Genomic DNA, 21,858 nt, shown 5'->3' on the forward strand with positions numbered 1-21,858 from the left:
CGCCCGCTGTGCTTCGCATGGCGGGCGTTTGCGTTTTGCCGCATGTCGGAGTGTGTCGGCTTGTGTCATCGATTTCTTCGAACTGACACATTGCTGCCGCATTCTGTCATCCGATCGCAATCCTGAGACGGATGTCCGCTTTGCACCGCGCCTTGCCCCCGTTGACCACCGTCATGTCGTCGCATGCCGCACGCACGGCACTGGTCTGTGCGCTGGTCGCGTTGCTGGCACTGCAAGGGCTGCGATTGCTTTGGTTGGTGCTGACGCCGGTCGGTCCGGTGGGTCATGCACCGCCGAGCGCTGCCACGGCATCCGACCTGTCTGCATTACGCCGCGACGTGTTCTATCGCAGCGTTGCCGACAGCACTAGCAATAGCGACGGTGTGGTGCTGCACGGTGTGCGCGCGGGTGCTGCGCAGGCAGCGGCCTACCTGAGTCTTGGCGATGGCCGGCAAGGTGCCTACCGCGTCGGCGATACGGTGGTGCCCGGCGTGGTGTTGCAAGCGGTCGCTGCTGACCATGTGCTGTTGCGCACCGGTAGCGGCGTGCGCCGCCTGGCACTGCGCGATGCGGCAGCGCCGGCGCTTGCAACAACGCCATCGTCAGCGAACACAGCGGCAGCAGGCAGCGCATCCGGCGTGATGTCCAACGTAGGCAATGCGACGGCAGCAGCAGGCGCAACCGCGGTCGACCCGCAACAGCTGCTGAGCAGCGCCGGGCTGCGCGCAAGCGCGGACGGCAGCGGTTTCACCATCATGCCGCGTGGCGATGGCGCGCTGTTGCGCCAGGCCGGGCTGGCAGCAGGCGATGTGCTGACCCAGATCAACGGCCGCACGCTCGATGCAGAACACCTGCGCGAGTTGCAGGACGAACTACGCGATGGCCAGGCGGCCACGCTGACCTATCGCCGCGACGGCCAGACCCACACCATGACCTTGAAGCGCCCGCAATGACCGCTGTTCGCCCCTTATGGCTGTTGTCGGCCACGTTGCTGTGCATGTGTGCCGTCGCACCGGTGGTGTCGCTGCAGGCCGCCGATGCGCCTGCCGTGCGCCTGCAGGACGTGGACCTGCGTGCCTTCATCCAGGATGTCTCGCGCGCTACCGGCATCACCTTCATCGTGGATACGCGCGTGCAGGGCACGGTGAACGTGGCGCGCGCGCAGGCGATGAGCGAAGCCGATCTGCTCGGCATGCTGCTGGCGGTATTGCGCGCCAACGGCTTGATTGCGGTGTCCAGTGGTCCATCGACGTATCGCATCATTCCCGACGACACCGCTGCGCAACAGCCGGGCAGTGCCGTCAGCGGCAACCTGGGTTTTGCCACGCAGGTGTTTACGCTGCAGCGCGTGGATGCGCGTAGCGCGGCAGAAATCCTCAAGCCGCTGATCGGACGTGGCGGCGTGATCATGGCGCTGCCGCAGGGCAACAGCTTGCTGATTGCCGATTACGCCGACAACTTGCGCCGCATTCGCGGGCTGGTGGCGCAGATCGATACCGACCGTGCGGCCATCGACACGGTGACCTTGCGCAATAGCTCTGCGCAGGAGCTGGCACGCACATTGACCTCGCTGTTCGGCCAGGCAGGCGAACGCAGCGCGGTGTTGTCGGTGTTGCCGGTGGAGAGCAGCAACTCGTTGATCGTGCGTGGCGACCCGGCGCTGGTGCAGCGCGTGGTGCGTACCGCGATGGATCTGGACGGGCGCGCCGAGCGTCGCGGCGATGTCAGCGTGGTGCGGTTGCAACACGCCAGCGCCGAGCAATTGCTGCCGGTGCTGCAACAGTTGGTCGGGCAGACGCCGGGCAATGAGGCGCAAGCCGGGCAGGACACGCGCTCCACTGCCGTTGATGTGGCAGCAGCCGGCACCGCGCAGACCCAGGTGATTGCGCCAGCCGCCGGCAAGCGCCCGGTGATCGTGCGCTACCCCGGCTCCAATGCCTTGATCATCAATGCCGACCCGGAAACCCAGCGCGCCTTGATGGATGTCATCCGCCAGCTGGACGTGCATCGCGAGCAGGTGCTGGTGGAGGCGATCGTGGTGGAGATTTCCGACACCGCAGCCAAGCGCTTGGGCGTGCAACTGCTGCTGGCCGGTCGCAATGGCACCGTGCCGTTGATCGCCACGCAGTACAGCGGTGCATCGCCGGGCATCGTACCGCTTGCCGCCGCAGCGGCCGGTACGCGCAGCGGCAATGACGACGACGATTCGGTGCTGGAACAGGCGCGCAATGTGGCCGCGCAATCGCTGCTGGGGTTGAGCGGCGGCCTGATTGGTCTGGCCGGGCAAAGCAACGATGCGGTGTTCGGCATGATCATCGATGCGGTCAAGAGCGATACCGGCTCCAATCTATTGTCCACGCCGTCGATCATGACGTTGGACAACGAACAGGCGCGCATTTTGGTGGGCCAGGAAGTGCCGATCACCACCGGCGAAGTGCTGGGCGCGGCCAACGACAACCCGTTCCGCACCATCCAGCGCCAGGACGTGGGCGTGGAGCTGGAAGTGCGCCCGCAGATCAATACCGCCGGCGGCATTACGCTGGCGATCAAACAGGAAGTCTCGGCCATTGCCGGGCCGGTGAGCGCGCAGTCCTCGGAGCTGGTCTTCAATAAACGCCAGATCGAAACGCGGGTGGTGGTGGAAAACGGCGCCATCGTCGCGCTCGGTGGGCTGCTGGATCAAAACGACCGCCAGACCGTGGAAAAGGTGCCGCTGCTGGGCGACGTGCCGGGCTTGGGCGCACTGTTCCGGCACAAGTCGCGCAACCGCGACAAGACCAACCTGATGGTCTTCATCCGCCCCACCATCATTCGCGATGCGGCCGATGCGCAGCGCATGACCGCACCACGCTACAGCTATCTACGCGACCGCCAGCTGGCCGACGGCGACCCGGAAGCGGCGCTCGATGCCCTGGTACGCGACTATCTGCGCGCCCAGCCGCCCCAGTTGCCGGCCGGGCCATCGCCGGTGGCGCCGGCACCTGCAGCCACGCCTGCACCCAGCGCACGCCCCGTGCAGCGCTGATGCCATGAGCACTGCGCACGCCAGCATTTCCTACGCATTCGCCAAGCGCCACGGCGTGGTGCTGCTTGGTGCCGACGACATTGCACAGATCGGGCTGCGTGATGGTGCCGACGTGCACGCCTTGATCGAGTTGCGTCGGGCGCTGGGCATGCCGTTGCAGGTGCGCACGCTGGCACCGGCGGTGTTCGACCGGCATGTGTCGGAGATCTACGCCGATGCTGGCATGGAGCAGGGCGTGCAGGTCGAAGCGCTGGATCTGCATGGCAGCCTGGATGCATTGATCGACGATATTCCCACCGCCGATCTGCTCGACAGCCAGGACGATGCGCCGATCATCCGCTTGATCAACGGCATCATTGCCGAAGCCGCACGCCTGGGCGCGTCCGACGTGCATCTGGAATCCTACGAATCGCGACTGCGCGTGCGCCTGCGCGTGGATGGAGTGATGCGCGAAGCGGCTACGTTGCCCGGACGCATCGCACCGCTGCTGGTGTCGCGCGTCAAGGTGATGGCCCGCCTGGATATCGCCGAAAAACGTGTCCCGCAGGATGGCCGGGTGTCGCTGGTGATGGGCGCAAAGGCGTTGGACGTGCGCGTGTCCACCTTGCCCACGCGCAACAGCGAGCGCGTGGTGCTGCGTATCCTGGACAAGGAGCAAGGCAGCTTGTCGTTGACCCAGTTGGGCATGCCCGCGGCAGTGATGCACACCGTGCAGCGCGCATTGCAGGTGCCCAACGGCATCGTGCTGGTGACCGGCCCCACCGGCTCGGGCAAGACCACCACCTTGTACGCCGCGTTGAGCCTGCTCAACGATGGCTCGCGCAATATCCTCACCGTCGAAGACCCGGTGGAATACGCCATCGACGGGGTCGGCCAGACCCAGGTCAACGCGCGTGTGGGCATGACCTTCGCCGCCGGCTTGCGCGCCATCCTGCGACAGGACCCGGACGTGGTGATGATCGGCGAGATCCGCGATGCCGAGACCGCGCAGATCGCGGTGCAGGCCAGCCTCACCGGCCACCTGGTGCTGTCCACCGTGCACACCAACGATGCGGTGGGCGCGGTCACGCGTCTGCGCGACATGGGGATCGAACCGTTTCTGCTGGCATCGAGCCTGCGCCTGATTCTGGCGCAGCGGCTGGTGCGGCGGCTGTGCCCGCAGTGCTGCACGCCGCGGCCACTGGATGCAGCCGCGCGGCAGCTGCTTGTAGTCGACGACGATGGCAGTGCAACCGTCTATGCAGCGGTGGGCTGCGCGGTGTGCCATCACAGCGGTTATGCCGGACGCGTGGGCATTTACGAAGCCATTGCGGTGGACGATGCGCTGCGCCGCCTGATCGGCGACAACGCCGATGAAGATGCGCTGGCGGCAGTCGCGTTCGCACGCGCGCCGCGGTTGGGCGATGCCGCACGCGCTGCGGTGCTGCAGGGGCTGACCACGCTGGAAGAAGCCTTGCGCGTCACCCGCCAGCAGGACGATGCGCATGCCGCGCTTTGATTACACCGTGCTCGATCTGCAGGGGCGCAGCCGCCAGGGCGTGATCAGTGCCGACAGCGTGCACAGTGCGCGCGCGCAGCTGGAGCGGCGCCAATGGGTACCGGTGCGGATCGCTGCCGCAGCAGCTGCATCGACCGCCGTGCATGCGGCACGCTTCAGCGGCAAGGATCTGGTGTTGTTCACACGCCAGCTGTCGACGTTGGTGGAAACCGCGCCGTTGGAAGAAGCCTTGCGCACCATCGGCACGCAATCCGAACGTCGTGGCGTGCGCCGCGTCACCAGCCAGACGCATGGCTTGGTGGTCGAAGGCTTTCGCCTATCCGATGCAATGGCACGCCAGGGCAAGGCGTTTCCGCCGTTGTATCGCGCCATGGTGGCCGCAGGCGAAAGCGCTGGCGCGTTGCCGCAGGTGCTTGAGCGGTTGGCCGATCTGCTCGAGCGGCAGGCGCAGGTGCGCAGCAAGCTGCAGTCCGCATTGGTCTACCCGGCCGCGTTGGCGTTGACTGCCGGTGCGGTGGTGATCGTGTTGATGACCTTTGTCGTGCCGAAGGTGGTGGACCAGTTCGATTCGATGGGCCGCGCCTTGCCATGGCTGACGCGCGCGGTGATCGCGGTGTCGAACTTCCTGCTGCATGCCGGCATTCCGCTGCTGGTTGCGCTGGTGATCGCGGTCATCGCCGCGCTGCGGTTGCTCAAACGCCCGGCGTTGCGGCTGGCTGCGGATCGCGCACTCTTGCGCGCGCCTTTGCTTGGCCGGCTGCTCCGCGACCTGCACGCCGCGCGCATGGCGCGCACTTTGGCGATCATGGTCAACAGCGGCCTGCCGCTGATGGAAGGCCTGATGATCGCCGCACGCACCGTCGACAACCGTGCATTGCGGCTGGCCACCGACAGCATGGTCACCGCCATTCGCGAGGGTGGCAGCCTGGCTGCGGCGATGAAGCGCGCCGGCGTGTTTCCGCCCACGCTGCTGTACATGGCGTCCAGTGGGGAAAACAGCGGGCGCCTGGCGCCGATGCTGGAACGCGCCGCCGATTATCTGGAGCGCGAGTTCGAATCGTTCACCACTGCGGCGATGAGCCTGCTGGAGCCGGCCATCATCGTGCTGCTCGGCGGCGTAGTGGCGGTGATCGTGCTGTCGATCCTGTTGCCCATCCTGCAATTCAACACCCTCGCGCTTGGCTGAGCACGGCCGCTTTCTTCGGAGATCCACATGCAGTCCACCCAATGTCGTGCACTCGCCGGCCCGCTTGTCTCGCGCAGTGGCGTGCGCGGTTTTACCCTGGTCGAGTTGATGGTGGTGATCGTCATCATCGGCCTGCTGGCCACCGTGGTGATGATCAACGTGATGCCCAGCCAGGACCGCGCCATGGTCGAAAAGGCACGCGCCGATGTCGCGGTGTTGGAGCAGGCACTGGAAACCTACCGCCTGGACAACCTGACCTATCCGACCACCGAGCAGGGCTTGCAGGCCTTGCTCAACCCGCCGAGCGGCCTGACCCGGCCGGAGCGCTATCGGCAGGGCGGTTACATCCGCCGGTTGCCGGAAGACCCGTGGGGCCACGCGTATCAGTACCGTCGCCCGGGCCGAAACGGCGGCTTCGACGTCTACTCGTTCGGTGCCGACGGCGCCGAAGGTGGCGATGCCGACAATGCCGACATCGGCAACTGGCGCTGAGGTGCCGCTGTGCTGACTGCGTCACCCAGCGAGCAATGCGTGTCGTTACGCAGCGTGCGCGCACGCATGCGCGGCTTCACCCTGCTAGAGCTGCTGGCGGTGCTGGTGATTACCGCCCTTGCCAGCACCCTGGTGGTGATGACGTTGCCTGACACGCGTCAGGATCTGCACGATCAGGCGGACATGCTGGCCAGCGCGCTGGCCAATGCCCGCGACGAAGCGATCCTGAGTCTGCGCATGGTGGAAGTCACCATCGATGCGGGTGGTTATGCATTCCGTCGGCAGGCGCAGCAACGTTGGGCGGCACTGGACGACACGCCGTTTGCCGCAACGCGCTGGCCTGCCGGCGTGCAGACGCAGTTTCCGGCTGGCGGCACCCAGTTGAGCGTTCGCTTCGACCCGACCGGTGCGGCCACGCCGCAACGCATCGCGCTGGCCGATGGGCAGCAACAGGTACAGGTGACGGTGGATGCCGCCGGTGTGGTGCAGGTCGATGCGCCGCATCGATAATCACCGCGCCTGTGCCGGATTTTCGCTGCTTGAGTTGATGGTCGCCTTGGCCATCTTCGGCATGGCCGTGGTCGGCTTGTTGAATCTGTCGGGCGAGAGCACGCGCACCGCGGTAGTGCTGGAAGAACGCATGCTGGCTGCGTTGGTTGCAGAAAATAAGGCGATCGAGGCGATGCTGGCGCCGGCCAACGCCGCAGTGGCGCCTGCGCAAGGCCAGGACACACTGGGTGGCCGTGGTTGGGACTGGCAACGCCAGGCGGTGCCGGCAAGCGCCGGCATGGTGCGTATCGAGGTGCGCGTGCGCGCCGCAGGACAAGCGCAGCAGATTGCCAGCCTGAGCATGTTGCGGAGTGTGCAATGAGCCGTACGCGCCGCATGCAGGGCTTCACCTTGATCGAACTGCTGGTGGCGCTGGCGGTCTTCGCGCTGGTGGCCAGCGCCGCAGTGGTGGTGATGCGGCAAAGCATCGATCAGCGCGATGCGGTGCGCGCGCGCCTGCAGCAGGTGCGCGATCTTCAACTGGCCCATGGCCTGCTGCGCAGCGATCTGCAACAGGCTGCGGTACGCCGCACCCGCAACAGCGATGGCAGCGCCGCGCGCACTGCGTTCGTTGCGCGTGCGCCCGGAACGCAAGGGCCATTGTTCGGCTTTGTTCGGCGTGGCTGGAGCAATCCGGATCAGGCGCCGCGTGCGTCGCTGCAATATGTCGAATACCGCATCGTCGATGGACGCCTGGAGCGCACTGCGCGGCCGGCGCTGGATGGCGCGGTGGCCGGGGCGCCGCAGGTGCTGCTGCGAGGGGTGCGCTCGGCCGAGGTGGCGTTTCACTACCGCGCGCAGTGGAGCGATGGCTGGAGCGGCGGGCTGGAAGCACTGCCGGATGCGCTGTCGCTGGAACTGGATCTGGAACACTGGGGCCGCGTGCGTCAGCTGTTCCTACTGCCGGAGGGACGCGCATGAAAACGCTGCAGGCGCCTGCGCAACAACGCGGCGTCGCGTTATTGACGGTGTTGTTGCTGGTGGCGATGATGACGCTGCTGATGGTGGCGGTCTTGAACGACCTGCGCTTTGGTCTGCGCCGCAGCGGTAACGCAGAGGCGATGACGCAGGCGCAGTGGTATGCGCTGGGCAGCGAAACCCTCGCGCGGCAACGCTTGCAGGCGTTGGCCAGTCGCGACCCGTTGCGCACCACGCTGGAGGGCGGCTGGAACGATCAACCGATCACCTTCCCGTTGGACGATGGGATGGTGAGCGTGCGGCTGCGCGATCGCGGCGGCTGCTTCAACCTCAATAGCGTGGTGATGGGTGCACCCGAGCAATGGCAACGTAGCGACGATGGCGCCAACCAGTATCTGGCTTTGCTGGAAGCGTTGGGCATCGCGCCGCAACAGGCACAGGCGCTGACCGATGCGCTGGTGGACTGGATCGATAGCGATGCACAGCCGGGCGCGCAAGGTGCCGAAGACGACCGCTATCTGCAAGCGCCGGTACCGCTGCGCACTGGCGCGACCTTGTTGGCGGGCGTCAGCGAGCTGCGCGCCATCGCCGGTTACGCGCCGGCGCTCGTCGCGCAGCTGCAGCCCTATGTGTGTGCACTGCCCGAAGGGCGGTTGTCGCCGATCAACATCAATACGCTGCGCGCCGCAGATGCACCGGTGCTGGTGGCTTTGACCGAAGGCGCCGTGGAGTTGCCGGCGGCACGCCGCATCATCGCCGCACGGCCGGTCGGCGGTTGGAGCGATGCAGCGGCGTTCTGGAAGCAACCCGCACTGATGCAGGCGCAATTGCCCGACGCGGTGTTTCAGCAGATCGCATTACGCACGTCCTATTTTGCCCTCTACAGCCAGGTCGACCATGCCGGTGCGCAGATCCTGCTGGAGGCATTGCTACAACAGGACCCTGCCGGCCGTGTGCGGCTGGTTGCACGCCAATGGAGCCCCGACCAATGAGTAGCACCCTGGTGTTGTTGCCGGCCGATGCCACAACGCAGCCCACCACCGTACGCGTAGATGCACACGGCCAGGTGCTGGCGCAGGACGCGTTGAATGAGCGCCCCGCGCAAACAACGCAGACCGTGCTGGTGGTGCCAGGCGTGGATGTGCATCTGCGCTGGATGGCCTTGCCTGGGCGCAGCGTCGCGCAGTCGCTGGCTGCGGCGCGGCTGCAGCTGGCCGAGCATCTGGCGGGCGATGCCCAAGCGCTGCATGTGGTGATCGCCGACCACGCAGAGAGCGATGGCATGCGCTTGGTCGCTGCAGTGGATGCGTCGGTGATGCGACAGTGGCTAGACCGCGCAGCAGCCCTGGGCATCGTGCCCGATGCACTGGTGCCCGACTGTCTGCTGCTGCCCGACGCGGCGGCGGATCAACCGCCGACGCTGCTGTACTGGGATGGCCGCTGGGTGGTGCGTGGTACACGCATCGCCTGCAGCCTGGAGCCGCAGCTTGCGCAGGTGCTGATCGCAGCACTCCCGGTCGCACCGGCACTGCCGCCGGATCCGGATCCAATGCGTGCCATCGCGCAGTTTGCGCGGCATGCCGCCACCGCGCCGATCAATCTGCGCCAGCAAGGCTTCGCCGCGCCAACGCGCCAGCGTGCACAGCTGAGCGCACGCACGCTTGCGTGGTTGCTTGCGCTGCTGATGCTGTCGCTGGTGTTTCTGATGGTGGCGCAGAGCCTGCGCTACGAGATCGGCGCGCAGCTCCTGCAGCGGCGCAGCGCACAGTTGATGGGTAAGAATGTCATGACGCCCGGCGCAGACAAAACCCGGCAGACCGCCGCCTCGCAGAATGCATTCGCACCGCAACTGGCCGCACTGTTCGCTGCAGTCGAAGCAGTGCCGGGAGCAGAACTGGACGCGCTCGCTTACCAGCAACAGGGTCCGCTGCGTGTCACCTTGCTACACAACGACGCCGCACAACTGGAACACTTCTCCGCCCAGCTCAGTCGCGCCGGTTGGCAGGTGCGCGCAGGCGCAGGCCAGCCCCGCGACGACAGACTCGCCACCGCATTGGAACTGGAGCCGCCGCAATGAGCACGCTGCAACGTTTACCGGTGTGGTGGCAGAGCCGCGCACCACGCGAGCGCCTCATGCTGTCGGTCATGATGGTCGCCATCGCTGCATTCATCGGCTGGTACGCGCTGCTGGTGCCGCTGCGGCACTGGCGCAGCAGCGCGCAGGCGCGCTATGACCATGCTGCGGAGGCGCTGCTCATTGCGCGCGCAGCGCAAGCCGGCAGTACCGTGGCCGCCATTCCGCTGGCGCGCATCGCGCAAAGCGCGCGCGATGCGACTATCAGCATCACTCACCAACAGCGCAGTTCGACAGGAACACTCGCATTGCAGATCGACACCGTCACTAGCCCCGTCTTGTTCGCCTGGCTGGAACAGCTGCGCCAGCGCCACGGTCTGACGCCTTCGGCGCTTGAAATCAGCCGCCGCGACGGGCAACTGCAGGTGCGCTGCACGTTCTCGGGTATCGCGCTATGAGGGCAGTGCGTTGGTTGCTGCTGGGCAGCGTGTTGCTGGTCATCGGCGTCATCGCCACCTTGCCGCTGCGGTGGGTGCTGCCGATCGACACGCTGCCGTTTGCCGCGCTGGAAGCGCAGGGCTCGATCTGGAACGGCACCCTGCGTGGCGTGACCTGGACCAGCATGGACGTGGGCGATGTCGGCGTGCGTCTGCGTCCGCTGCCCTTGTTGCGCGGGCAACGCCAGGTGCAGCTGCGCTCGGCCACCGCGCAGCTGGTGGCGTTGCAAGGCGCGCAGCAGGGTGTGGAGCAGGCCAACGGTCGCCTGTTGCTACGCAAGCCGGGTGGGGTGGCTTTGCTGGACCTGTCGATCGACCTGCGCGAGGTACATGCGGTTTTCGATGCCACACGCTGCACGCAGGCCGGCGGCGATGTGGCCGTGCAGGTGTTGCCTAACGCCGGTGGCGAAGCCGCCGGGCTGCTGCCGCTGCGTCTGCGTGGCAGCCCGCGGTGCGTGGACGATGCGGTGGTGCTGGCACTGACGCCCGATGGCGGCCTGCCCGAAGGCGTCAACCTCAGCGCCGAGCTGCGTGTGCAGCGTGATGGCCGCTGGCAGTGGCGCACCCAGGTCGAGCCCGGCAACGACACTGCGCTGCAGTTGGGCCTGCAACTGCTCGGCTTCGTCCAGACGCCGGAGCGTTGGCTGGTGCGTGTCGATCAGGGGCAGCTGTAGCGCAGACGCCTGATGCCTTTGCCGTTGGGCCGGGTTGCTGCAGTTGGGCATGGCCCAATCTTTCGACCTGCGCAACGGAACTGCTCGGCTGCCGACCTCGGCACCGACGAAATTGGTCTGATCTACCCGGCCACACATCGGCCGGTCGCCACCGCGCCTTGTCAGGGCCGTTGCCGATAGGACGCCCCATCCGATGCGGATCAGTCCTTGCCGTGCCGACATTCATCGGCCAATCCGCAGGTACACCGGCAGGCCACCCCAGTGCCCGCCAGACCAGTCCACTCGCGCCGACACAGCACAGGGCTGGTGCGTCGCCGTCGATTGGTACTATATTGGACCTATCGAATTCGGGCGGGCGGGACTAACGATGGTCAAGGCCAAGGCGGACGCCGACAAGCGACTGGACGACCTGCACCTGGACGCGTCCGCGCCAACCCCGCTGTACCTGCAGCTGGCCGGCAAGCTCACCGATGCCATCCGTGGCGGTCAGTGGAAGGCAGGCGAAGCGCTGCCGGCCGAGCGCCAGCTGTGCGAGCGCCTGCAGATCTCGCGGGTCACTCTGCGGCAGGCAGTCGATGTACTGGTCGAACAAGGCCTGGTCTCGCGTCGCCAGGGGGCCGGCACCTTCGTCACCACCCAGATCCAGCACCAACTCAGTGGTCTGACCAGTTTCAGCGAAACGCTGCGCATCAAGGGCTATGAGCCCGGCACGCGCTGGCTGGAGCGGCGTCTGCGCCCGGCGCATGGCGAAGAAATCCTGCGGCTGGGCCTGTCGCCGGATGCGGCGGTGGCCTCGCTGACGCGCCTGCGTAGCGCCGACGACCGCGTCATGGCCTACGAGCATGCGGTGTTGCCGCAGCGTATCGTCGCCGACCCGCAGCAGGTGGGCGATTCGCTCTACAGCTATCTGGATGCGCAGGGGACGCCGGTGGTGCGCGCATTGCAGTACTTCCGCGCGATCAATCTGCCGGCGCGTCTGGCCGAACATCTGCGCATGAAAACCGGCGAGGCGATTTTGCACGTGGTGCGCGTGGGCTACACCCGCGACGGCAGCGCAATCGAATTGACCGACACCTATTGCCATAACGATTTCTACGACTTCGTCGCCGAACTGCGCCGCTGACGCCAACGGCATTCCTTACGACAACCTCAGAGCCAGCCGATCCATGACTACCGCCAGGCCCGCAAATCCCGTTGTCTCGATCGCCATCGTCGGCGTGCTGTTTTTCATCATCGGCTTTTTCACCTGGATCAACGGGCCGCTGATCACCTTCGTGCGGCTGGCGTTCGACCTCAACGAGGTCAACGCGTTCCTGGTGCTGATGGTGTTCTACCTGTCGTACTTCTTTCTGGCGCTGCCGTCGTCGTGGATTCTCAAGCGCACCGGCATGAAGAAAGGCCTGGCCTTGAGCCTGGTGGTGATGGCAGTGGGCGCGGCCGCGTTCGGCCAGTTCGCCACTCAGCGCTGGTATCCAGGCGCATTGGGCGGGCTGTTCGTGATCGGTAGCGGCCTGGCCTTGCTGCAGACTGCGATCAACCCCTACATCAGCATCCTGGGGCCGATCGAAAGCGCCGCACGCCGCATCGCGCTGATGGGCATCTGCAACAAGATCGCCGGCATCCTGGCGCCGATCCTGATCGGCTCGCTGGTGCTGCACGGGATCGGCGATCTGTCCGCACAGGTGGCCAGTGCCGACGCCGCGACCAAGGAAACCTTGCTCACTGCGTTTGCCGCCAAGATCCACGCACCGTATCTGGTGATGTCCGGCGTGCTGTTGGTGCTGGCCATCGGCGTGCTGTTCTCGCCGCTGCCGGAACTCAAGGCCTCCGAAGCCAACGCAACGCCTGGTGCTGCCGGCGTGCAGAAATCCAGCATCTTCCAGTTCCCGCATCTGTGGCTGGGCGTGCTGTGCCTGTTCGTCTATGTGGGCGTGGAAGTGATGGCCGGCGATGCCATCGGCACCTACGGGCATGGCTTCAACCTGCCGCTGGACAGCACCAAGCTGTTCACCTCCTACACGTTGGGCGCGATGCTGCTGGGCTACATCGCCGGCCTGGTATTGATCCCGGCGGTCATTTCGCAGGCGCGTTACCTGAGCATCTCGGCGGTGCTGGGTGTGGTGTTCTCGCTGGGTGCGTTGTTCACCCATGGCTACGTGTCGGTGGCCTTCGTGGCCGCACTCGGCTTCGCCAACGCCATGATGTGGCCGGCGATCTTTCCGCTGGCCATTCGCGGGCTCGGCCGCTTTACCGAGATCGGCTCGGCGCTGCTGGTGATGGGCATTGCCGGCGGCGCGATCATTCCGCAGCTGTTCGCCATTCTCAAGCAGCATTACGACTTCCAGGGCGTGTTCGCTGCGCTGATGGTGCCGTGCTATCTGTACATCCTGTTTTATTCGCTGCGCGGTCATCGCGTGGGCCTGCCGGCCCAGGCTAAGTGAGCGACGCGGCATGATGCGTTCCGACGAACAAGGCACTTCCATGCGCAGGCCCACTATCAAAGACGTCGCCGAGCGCGCCAAGGTCTCGTTGAAGACCGTGTCGCGGGTGATCAACAACGAGCCATCGGTGATGCAGGCCACGCGCGCGCGCGTGCTGCGCGCCATCGCCGATCTCGATTACGAACCCGATCCGTCCGCACGCAATCTGCGTAGCGGTACGCCATTCGTGATCGGGCTGGTCTACGACAACCCCAACCCGTATCACATCATCGGCATCCAGAACGGCGTGCTGGCCGCCTGCCGCGAAACCGGCTTTGGCCTGCAGATCCATCCCTGCGATTCCACTTCGCCGTTGCTGGCCGAAGAACTGGCCGAGTGGGTGCAGCGCTCGCGTCTGGCCGGGGTGGTGTTGACCGCGCCGATGTCCGAACGCCCCGAACTGCTCGCCGGCCTGGCCGCGCGCGGCATCAAGAGCGTGCGCATCATCGCGTCCACCGAAGATCCCGGCGACGGCCCGTGCGTGTATATCGACGACCGCGATGCCGCATATGAAATCACCGAGCATCTGATCCAGCTCGGTCATCAACGCATCGGCTTTTTGTGGGGCGGCCCGCAGCATCGCTCCAGCGGCGAGCGCTACGCCGGCTACGAAGCGGCGTTGAAGGACTACGGCATCCCGCTGGACAAGCATCTGGTGATTCCCGGCGATTACACCTTCGACGATGGCTTCCGTGGTGCGCGCCGGTTGCTGTCGCTGCGCGAGCCGCCCACTGCGATCTTCGGCAGCAACGACGAAATCGCCGCCGGCGTGCTGGCCGCGGCCAAGTCCACCGGCATGAATGTGCCGTATCAGTTGTCGATCGCCGGCTTCGAAGACAGCCCGTTCTCACGGCAGTCCTGGCCGGCGTTGACCACCGCAAAGCAGGCCACCGAAGACATCGCGCGGCACGCGGCACGCTTGTTGATCAGCCAGCTGCGCAGCGATGCCTACGACGACCAGCCGGCGCAATTGCAGAACCGCGGCTTCGTACCACAGCTGGTGGTGCGCGGTTCCACCGCACCGGCGCAGACACCGGCCGCCAAATCCCTTCCCCCCGAATCCGCCTGAGTACCGATGACTCTCCCCCAGGAAACCGACACCTTGATGTTCCGCGAGGCGGCGCAAACCGCCGACGTGGTCGCCGCACAGTTCGCGCGTAATGCCGGCACCATCGCTGCGCTTGCGCAGTCGTTGCGCGACAACCCGCCGCCGTTCGTGGTGACCTGCGCGCGCGGCAGCTCCGATCACGCCGCGACGTATGCCAAGTACCTGTTCGAGACGCAGCTGGGCATCGTCACTGCCTCTGCATCGCCATCGGTGGGCTCGGTGTACGCCGCGCCGCTGCAACTGCGTGGCGCGCTGTATATCGTGATTTCGCAATCGGGCAAAAGCCCCGACCTGCTGCGCAATGCCGAAGCCGCCAAGGCCGCCGGTGCGCGCGTGGTGGCCCTGGTCAATGTGGAAGATTCGCCGCTGGCGCAGCTGGCCGATGTGGTGATTCCGCTCGGCGCCGGCCCGGAAAAAAGCGTCGCTGCCACCAAGAGCTACCTCGCCTCGCTCGCTGCGGTGCTGCACCTGGGCGCGGTGTGGAAGAACGACCCGGCCTTGCTCGCCGCAGTGGATGCGTTGCCGCAACAACTGCGCAGCGCCTGGCAGGCCGACTGGTCTGCACTGACCACCGGTTTGACGCCTGCGCACAACCTGTTCGTGCTCGGTCGCGGCCTGGGCCTGGGCGCGGCACAGGAAGCGGCATTGAAGTTCAAGGAAACCTGCGGCCTGCATGCCGAAGCCTATAGCTCGGCCGAGGTCAAACACGGGCCGATGGCCTTGGTCGGCCCGGGCTTTCCGGTGCTGGTCTTCGCGCAGCCCGACGAAACCGGCGCCGGCACGCGTGCACTGGCAGAAGAATTTCGCGCGCGTGGCGCGCAGGTGTGGCTGGCTGCGCCCGATGGCGATCTGCCGCTTGCCGATGCCGCACACCCGGCGTGCGCGCCGCTGCTGACCGTGCAGAGCTTCTATCGCGCCATCAATGCGCTGGCGCTGCAGCGTGGCCACAATCCCGATTTACCGCCGCATTTGAACAAGGTTACGGAAACCGTTTGAACATGGATGCTTCCCGCACTCAGGCATTGTGCAACGCACGCGTATTCACCGATGACGGCTTGCAGGAGGGCCTGGTCGTGCTGCTGGATGGTGCGCAGATCCAGGCGGTCGTGCCGGCCGACGACGCGCGCGTTGCACAGGCGCACACGCGCGTGGAGTTGGGCGGCGCCACCTTGTTGCCGGGCTTCATCGACATCCAGGTCAATGGCGGCGGCGGGGTGTTGTTCAACAACGCACGCGACCCGCAGGCACTGGCCAAGATTGCTGCGGCGCATCGCCGCTTCGGCACCACCGGCATGCTGCCGACGCTGATCAGCGATACCGCGCAGGTGATGGCCGAAGCGATCGACGCCACCCGCGCGGCCATCGCACAAGGCGTGCCCGGCGTGCTCGGCATCCATCTGGAAGGCCCGTACCTGAGCCCCGCGCGCAAGGGCACCCACGACGCGCACAAGTTTCGTTTGCCGGACGCGCACGAAATTGCCGTCGACACCTCGCTGGACAATGGCGTCACCCTGATCACGCTCGCGCCCGAGCGCGTGCCGCTGGATGACATCCGCGCATTCGTGACCGGTGGTGCGATCGTATTCGCCGGCCACACTGCGGCCACTTACGAGCAGGCGCGCGATGGCATTGCTGCCGGCGTGAGCGGCTTTACGCACGTCTACAACGCCATGTCGCAACTGGCCGGGCGCGAGCCCAACGCCGTCGGTGCCGCACTGGAAGACCCGCAGGTGTGGTGCGGCGTCATCGTCGATGGCGTGCACGTGCACCCGGCCAGCCTGCGCGTGGTGCTGGCAGCCAAACCGCGTGGCAAGGTGCTGCTGGTCACCGACGCCATGCCGATGGTCGGCGCCGACAGCCCCAGCTTCGATCTGTACGGCGAAACCATCACCGCCGTGGATGGCGTGGTGCGCAACGCCGACGGCGCACTCGCCGGCTCCGCCCTGGACATGGCCACCGCGGTGCGCAACAGCGTGCAGTGGCTGGGCGTGGATCTGGCCGAAGCCGCACGTATGGCCTCGACCTACCCCGCGCAATGCATCGGCCTGGGCGACCGCCTGGGACGCATCGCACCCGGCTACCAGGCCGATCTGGTGCTGGTGGATACGAACGTGCAAGTGCTGGGCACCTGGGTTGGCGGGCAGCGCGACTGAGGGCGTCAGCACATTTGGTGCGGCGTGCTATGAGGTAAGTGCAGCCGATGGGATGGCAGATGGCCACGACGTGTCGCGTATCCGGGTGCAATGCCGAGGTTTGCGGAGGCATGCTTGTCGCAAGCATTGCGTGGACCAGTCGCTCTCGTGACGGTTAGGTGATCCCTTCCATGCCGCCAGTCCGGAACGTCTGGTTGTAGCTCCGCTTTTGGCGGCGCAGCAGATGCGTCATCGTCGCCGATGCGGACGTGGCACTGCGTTGCGAGCGGGCAAGGGGCCGCTGCTAGACTCGCGGCTGACTCAGGGACTACGGTGTTGCCGATGAGAAACGCATGGAAGCGGTGGTGGTTGGCGGTTTGTTTGCTGTGCGTCGCGCATGCAGCTGCAGCGGCAGCCAGTTGGCAACTGATCGCCGGCGGGGCGGATTATCAGCTGGATGCGGCCCACGGTGATGTGCAGACGCCCGAGGGTGCACGGCTGCGTCTGACTGCTGGCGCCAAGCGCACGGCTGCGTTTGGTACAGTCGCTGTGCAACTCGATGCCGTCCCGCTGCGCGGTCAGTCGCTGGCGCTGGACGGCCTTCTCCACGCCTCCCGAGCGATGCAGGGTGCGAACCTGTGGATGCGCGCAGTCGATGCGCAGGGCAAGGTCCTGGCATTTGAAACCTCGCAGGCTGATCGGGTGAGTGGCAGTGCTCAGGCACACCGTCGCATTGCGATGCAGATTCCCTCTGAAGCAAGTCGATTGGCAGTCGGCGTGGTGCTGGAAGGGGATGGTGCGGTCGAGGTGACCGGCTTGCGGCTGATGGCGCAAGCCACCGTTGATGCCGCATCGGCGTCCGCGATTTTCGATATCGCCATCCCGGCCATCCGTGACCACGCATTGCAGCGCACCCGGATCGACTGGGCCACCCGCGAGCCACAGCTGCGCGCACAGGCCGCAAGCATGCGCGAAGCTGACGCGTATGCCGCCATTGACGCGCTGATCGCCGAGCTCGCTGACGGCCACAGCTTCCTGATACGCCCCACCGCGCTGCGCCAGATGGAGGCGCGCGCCGCCGAGCGACCCGCAGTGCAGGCACGCTTGCTGCAGCCGGATGTGGGCTATGTCGAGGTCACCGGCTTGTCGACTTCGTCCAATGACGTCAGGGGCGCCTATCAACGCGCCCTTGCCGCCGCGCTGGACAGCAAGGCATCGCAGGCGCGCTGCGGATGGATCGTGGATCTGCGACAGAACACCGGCGGCACGATGTGGCCGATGGTCAACGGGCTGCAACCGTTGCTGGGTGACGAGTTACTCGGGTACTTCGTCGACTCAACGGGCAGGCAGACACCCTGGCATGCGAGGCCGGCTTCCGGTGCGCATGCGTCGCAAACCGAGCGCGCGGTGGCCGTCCTGATCGGGCCAAGCACGGCAAGCTCGGGCGAGATGGTCGCCATCGCGATGCGTGGCCGCCCGGCAACGCGCAGTTTCGGCCAGCCGAGTGCGGGGCAGACCACCAGCAATCGCGCGGTCGATCTGCCCGGTGGTGGCGTTCTCGCAATTGCCAGCAGTGCCACGCAAGACCGCAATGCACGGCAGCTGGACGGCGCACTGCATCCGAACGTCGTGCTTGCGCTGCAGGACGATGCCATCGACGCGGCGGCGCAGTGGTTGCGCACCCAGCGATGCGTAGAGCTTGAGTGAGACACGCAGCGCGTCGTTTTTGATCGCGTTGCTATGCTCTATACGAAGTATGGCGTGCGGGCTGGGATGACACCTTCTGGCCACAGTGCGGCTAACGAAGCCGATGCCGTATTGGAGTGGGCGTGTCGTCATGTCGCAGAGATCGCTATTCCCATCGCGCAACACCGTGCCTGCGCGCGAGCACAGATCACGTGGGTTGCATCAGTAACGATGCGCTTACTTCAACTGCACCAACGCAGCACTCTGCATTGCAACATTTCGCTGCGCAGCCTTGTAGCGTCGGCTCGCGGGCGCATTGGTCTGCATCGGTTGATGCCCAGACTGCGATAGCGATCACGCTGTCATTCCGCAATCGGCAGCAGAAATAGCGCATTCCGCACAAAACCCGGCAATTCTGATGTCGGGTTGACAGTGCAACTTGCGGAAGGCACCTTCGCTGATAACGTTGTCAGCGAACAGGAGCCTGTTTCACTCGATCACATCACTGTAGCCAGCCGTGCATCGGCGTGGCCTTTCGATCCGTGCGCTGTATAGAGCTGCGCGGATCGCCGCTCGCGATCCGGCACAGGGGACGGACCGCAGCATGGCGCGCGCAGCGCGCTTTAGTGCAACCCATCGGTTGCGACCTGACGTATCTGCCACGAGGTCAATGTAATGCTGTTTCCCCGTCTGTTCCCGTTGTCTGTTTCCGCAACAAGCCAACCCGCCGCGCAGTCAATCGACGTGCGCCATCATCTCTGCGCAGCGACGCAGGCCCGTTCTAAATCGCGCTTTACGACGGCTGTTGAAGCCAATCCCGCGCAGTCGCGTAGCGCTTCCTTGAGTACTGCTGCAGCCAGGCATTGGCCGCAACGCGCGCGATTGAGCGCGGCGGTGCGCGGCTTGCTGATTGGTGGCGCCGCAATGAGCGGCGTACTGGCGCTTCCCGCTTCTGCGCAGCAACAATCCGAACCTGCGCCCGCACAACAACAGCCCGTCGCTGCGCCATCGCAAGAACAGGCGCCAACCAATCCTTCGGTTTCCACCCTGGACGAAATCAAGGTGGTGGGCTACCAGGCCAGCCTGGGCAAGGCGCTCAACGTCAAGCGCAATGCCGATGCGATCGTCGATGCGATCAGCGCAGAAGACATCGGCAAGTTTCCGGACACCAACGTCGCCGAGTCGCTGTCGCGGTTGTCTGGCATCACCGTGGACCGCCAGTTCGGCGAAGGCGAAAAGGTCAGCATCCTTGGTACCGACCCGGCACTTAATCGCGTGTTGCTCAATGGCCAGACTATTGCATCGACCAGTTGGGGCGGCGACCCCAACGACCCGGACAGCCGCTCGTTCAACTACAGCACGCTGGCGCCAGAAGTTGTGGGGCTGATGGAGGTCTACAAGACGCCGGAAGCGCGCATCGACGAAGGGTCCATTGGCGGCACGGTGATCGTGCATACGCGCAAGCCGCTGGATCTGGAGCGCAATACGCTGACCGGCACGGTGAGCTACGGTTACAACGACCGGTCCGAGGAAGGCAAGCCCAACGCATCGGCGCTGTACAGCTGGAAGAACCAGGACGAAACCCTGGGTGTGCTCACCTCGGTGATGCATTCCCAGCGCGTGCTGCGCCGCGATGGTGTGGAAATCTTCGGTTACGACAACGTGGCCGGCGCGGCGTTTCCGCCTGCGGTGGTTGGCAACAACACCGGCGTGTTCCCCACCTCGATCAACACTGCGTTGTTTCAGCAGACGCGCAAACGCGATGGCATCAGTGCAGCGCTGCAGTGGAAACCCGACGCCGACTTCGAGCTCAACCTGACCGGCCTGTACGTCAAGGAAAGTTTCGACAACTACAACCAGAGCCGTTACGGCTACTGGGGCTCCAATCCTGGCGACGCGCAGGCATTGGGCTTCGAAAACGGCGTGGCCACCTCGGGGACGTTTGGTGATCAGTCCACCACGTTCCTGGACGGTTACCTGCGCAACAGCGACGTCACCACCGGCAGCATCCACTTGCGTGCCGACTGGCATGGCGATGGCTGGAATGCATCGAGCCAGGTTGGCTACACCAGCTCGCAAGGCGGTGCCGAGCGCATCTACGGCATCCAGTTCCGCAATCTTGCCGGCTACAGCTACAACATCGACGGTCGCCGCACCGCGATGGACTACAGCACCGACCCCACCAACGCAGCGGCGATGCAACTTAACAACGCCTCGGCCAGCCATAGCCCGCAGTACGACAAAGAGCGTTACCTGCAGCTGGACTTCGACCATGCGGTGGAGTGGGGCCCGTTTACGCAGATCATGACCGGCATCAAGCTCACCAATCACGCTACCGGGCAGTCGTCCTACAGCCGCACCTGGGCCCCGAACGATGGCAGTACTCTGGCGGATTTCTCGCCGGGCACCACACCCTCCGGTTATCTGGACGGACTATCGACCAGCGCCGACATGCAGCGCTGGTCCACCATCAATCGCGGTGCCATCGGTCAGTACATCGGTGGCCTGGAGGGCGATGACGGCTTGCCGATCAGCTACGCCGGCAACTACAGCATCGAAGAACAGAATCGCGCTTGGTTCCTGCAGGCCAACTTCTCCGGCGAGCGCTATCGCGGCAACATCGGCGTGCGCTATGTGCACACGCGCGATTCCACCGATGGTTTCAGCTATGCGCCGGGCGGCAGCTACACGCCGGTGAACTTTCTCAGCAGTTACGGCAAGTGGTTGCCGGCCTTCAATATCGCCTACGACCTACGCGATGATCTGATGCTGCGCTTTGCCGCCTCCAAGGTCATCGCGCGGCCGCGCTACACCAACATGACGCCGTACGTTGCCACCGACGACACCACGTTGACCGCGTCCACCGGCAATCCCGGGTTGAGTCCTTACGAGTCGACCAATCTCGGTGCGTCGGTGGAGTGGTACTTCTCCGACAGCAGCTTGCTCAGCGGCGAGTTCTTCTCGCGCGATATCTCCAACTACATCCTGACCACGGTGCAGGACCGCGTGTTTTTCAATAACGCCACCGGTGGGCCGAGTACGTATCAGACCTCGGTGCCGACCAACGCCGGCGACGCCAAAGTGCAAGGCGTGGCGCTCAATCTGCAGCACAACTTCGGCAACGGTTTCGGTCTGGTCGCCAACTACACGTACTCCGATTCCAACACCGACGGCGATTACAGCCTGCCGTACAACTCGCGCAACGCCTACAACATCAGCCCGTACTACGAGCAGGGCAAGTGGAGTGCGCGCGTCAATCTGGGCTGGCGCTCGGAGTACTTCACCCAGATCGGTCGCCTCAACGGTCAGCAGATGACCGATGCGTTCACTCAGGTGGATGCATCGTTCGGCTACCAGGCCACCGAGCGGCTGCGCGTGGCGCTGGAAGCCACCAACCTGCTGGACGAAACCTACTTCAGCTACATCGGCAACAAGAACCAGCCGTACTACATCTACAAAAACGGCCGCTCCTTCATGCTGAGCCTGAATTTCAAGATGTAAGCGTTACCGCCGGAGCGGTTGCTGGAGCGCCGCCGCTT

Annotated in this window: 19 protein-coding genes; all 19 read left to right on the forward strand. The window is 65.3% G+C overall.

Features of this window, described 5'->3' with window-relative positions:
• The first annotated feature begins 131 nt into the window (after positions 1 to 131).
• The gene (locus VC212_RS04705) at positions 132 to 953 is read left to right on the forward strand and encodes a type II secretion system protein N (RefSeq protein ID WP_323514335.1); all 822 of its coding nucleotides are present in this window, start codon (positions 132 to 134) and stop codon (positions 951 to 953) included.
• The gene (gene gspD / locus VC212_RS04710) at positions 950 to 3,025 is read left to right on the forward strand and encodes a type II secretion system secretin GspD (protein WP_323514334.1); all 2,076 of its coding nucleotides are present in this window, start codon (positions 950 to 952) and stop codon (positions 3,023 to 3,025) included. Before VC212_RS04705 ends, gspD begins: the two co-directional genes overlap by 4 nt.
• A gap of 4 nt (positions 3,026 to 3,029) precedes the next feature.
• On the forward strand, positions 3,030 to 4,523 hold the full coding sequence (gene gspE / locus VC212_RS04715) for a type II secretion system ATPase GspE (protein WP_323514333.1): 1,494 nt from the start codon (positions 3,030 to 3,032) through the stop codon (positions 4,521 to 4,523).
• Positions 4,510 to 5,709: a type II secretion system inner membrane protein GspF gene (gene gspF, locus VC212_RS04720; protein ID WP_323514332.1), complete on the forward strand. Its 1,200-nt coding sequence runs from the start codon at positions 4,510 to 4,512 to the stop codon at positions 5,707 to 5,709. Before gspE ends, gspF begins: the two co-directional genes overlap by 14 nt.
• 27 nt (positions 5,710 to 5,736) lie before the next feature.
• Positions 5,737 to 6,201: a type II secretion system major pseudopilin GspG gene (gene gspG / locus VC212_RS04725; RefSeq protein ID WP_323514331.1), complete on the forward strand. Its 465-nt coding sequence runs from the start codon at positions 5,737 to 5,739 to the stop codon at positions 6,199 to 6,201.
• Positions 6,202 to 6,267: 66 nt separating this feature from the next.
• Complete coding sequence (locus VC212_RS04730) at positions 6,268 to 6,711, forward strand: GspH/FimT family pseudopilin (protein ID WP_323514565.1); 444 nt, start codon at positions 6,268 to 6,270, stop codon at positions 6,709 to 6,711.
• Entirely contained in the window at positions 6,695 to 7,072 is a 378-nt protein-coding gene (gene gspI, locus VC212_RS04735) for a type II secretion system minor pseudopilin GspI (protein WP_323514330.1), read from the forward strand. Before VC212_RS04730 ends, gspI begins: the two co-directional genes overlap by 17 nt.
• Positions 7,069 to 7,671, forward strand: a complete 603-nt coding sequence (gspJ, locus tag VC212_RS04740; protein WP_323514329.1) for a type II secretion system minor pseudopilin GspJ — start codon at positions 7,069 to 7,071, stop codon at positions 7,669 to 7,671. The genes gspI and gspJ overlap by 4 nt, the downstream gene beginning before the upstream one ends.
• A complete protein-coding gene (gene gspK, locus VC212_RS04745; protein ID WP_323514328.1) occupies positions 7,668 to 8,660 on the forward strand; it encodes a type II secretion system minor pseudopilin GspK in 993 nt (330 codons plus the stop codon). Before gspJ ends, gspK begins: the two co-directional genes overlap by 4 nt.
• Positions 8,657 to 9,745 (forward strand): type II secretion system protein GspL, encoded by a 1,089-nt coding sequence (gene gspL / locus VC212_RS04750; protein ID WP_323514327.1) that lies wholly within the window; start codon positions 8,657 to 8,659, stop codon positions 9,743 to 9,745. The genes gspK and gspL overlap by 4 nt, the downstream gene beginning before the upstream one ends.
• Positions 9,742 to 10,200, forward strand: a complete 459-nt coding sequence (gspM, locus tag VC212_RS04755) for a type II secretion system protein GspM (RefSeq protein WP_323514326.1) — start codon at positions 9,742 to 9,744, stop codon at positions 10,198 to 10,200. The genes gspL and gspM overlap by 4 nt, the downstream gene beginning before the upstream one ends.
• Positions 10,197 to 10,913 carry a type II secretion system protein N gene (gene gspN / locus VC212_RS04760; protein ID WP_323514325.1) on the forward strand — a complete coding sequence of 239 codons (717 nt, stop codon included), beginning with the start codon at positions 10,197 to 10,199 and terminating at the stop codon, positions 10,911 to 10,913. The genes gspM and gspN overlap by 4 nt, the downstream gene beginning before the upstream one ends.
• 400 nt (positions 10,914 to 11,313) lie before the next feature.
• On the forward strand, positions 11,314 to 12,036 hold the full coding sequence (locus VC212_RS04765; RefSeq protein WP_181113212.1) for a GntR family transcriptional regulator: 723 nt from the start codon (positions 11,314 to 11,316) through the stop codon (positions 12,034 to 12,036).
• A gap of 43 nt (positions 12,037 to 12,079) precedes the next feature.
• Positions 12,080 to 13,354, forward strand: coding sequence for a sugar MFS transporter (locus VC212_RS04770; protein WP_055850720.1), 1,275 nt, complete (start codon positions 12,080 to 12,082; stop codon positions 13,352 to 13,354).
• 40 nt (positions 13,355 to 13,394) lie between these two features.
• Positions 13,395 to 14,462: a LacI family DNA-binding transcriptional regulator gene (locus VC212_RS04775; RefSeq protein ID WP_055851407.1), complete on the forward strand. Its 1,068-nt coding sequence runs from the start codon at positions 13,395 to 13,397 to the stop codon at positions 14,460 to 14,462.
• Positions 14,463 to 14,468: 6 nt separating this feature from the next.
• The gene (locus VC212_RS04780; protein WP_323514324.1) at positions 14,469 to 15,497 is read left to right on the forward strand and encodes an SIS domain-containing protein; all 1,029 of its coding nucleotides are present in this window, start codon (positions 14,469 to 14,471) and stop codon (positions 15,495 to 15,497) included.
• Between the two features lie 2 nt (positions 15,498 to 15,499).
• Positions 15,500 to 16,654, forward strand: a complete 1,155-nt coding sequence (gene nagA / locus VC212_RS04785) for an N-acetylglucosamine-6-phosphate deacetylase (protein WP_323514323.1) — start codon at positions 15,500 to 15,502, stop codon at positions 16,652 to 16,654.
• A 321-nt stretch (positions 16,655 to 16,975) separates the two neighbouring features.
• On the forward strand, positions 16,976 to 18,340 hold the full coding sequence (locus VC212_RS04790) for a S41 family peptidase (protein WP_323514322.1): 1,365 nt from the start codon (positions 16,976 to 16,978) through the stop codon (positions 18,338 to 18,340).
• A gap of 903 nt (positions 18,341 to 19,243) precedes the next feature.
• Positions 19,244 to 21,820, forward strand: coding sequence for a TonB-dependent receptor (locus VC212_RS04795; protein ID WP_323514564.1), 2,577 nt, complete (start codon positions 19,244 to 19,246; stop codon positions 21,818 to 21,820).
• Positions 21,821 to 21,858 lie beyond the last annotated feature (38 nt).

Source organism: Xanthomonas sp. WHRI 8932A (genome assembly GCF_035012785.1).
GTDB lineage: Bacteria > Pseudomonadota > Gammaproteobacteria > Xanthomonadales > Xanthomonadaceae > Xanthomonas.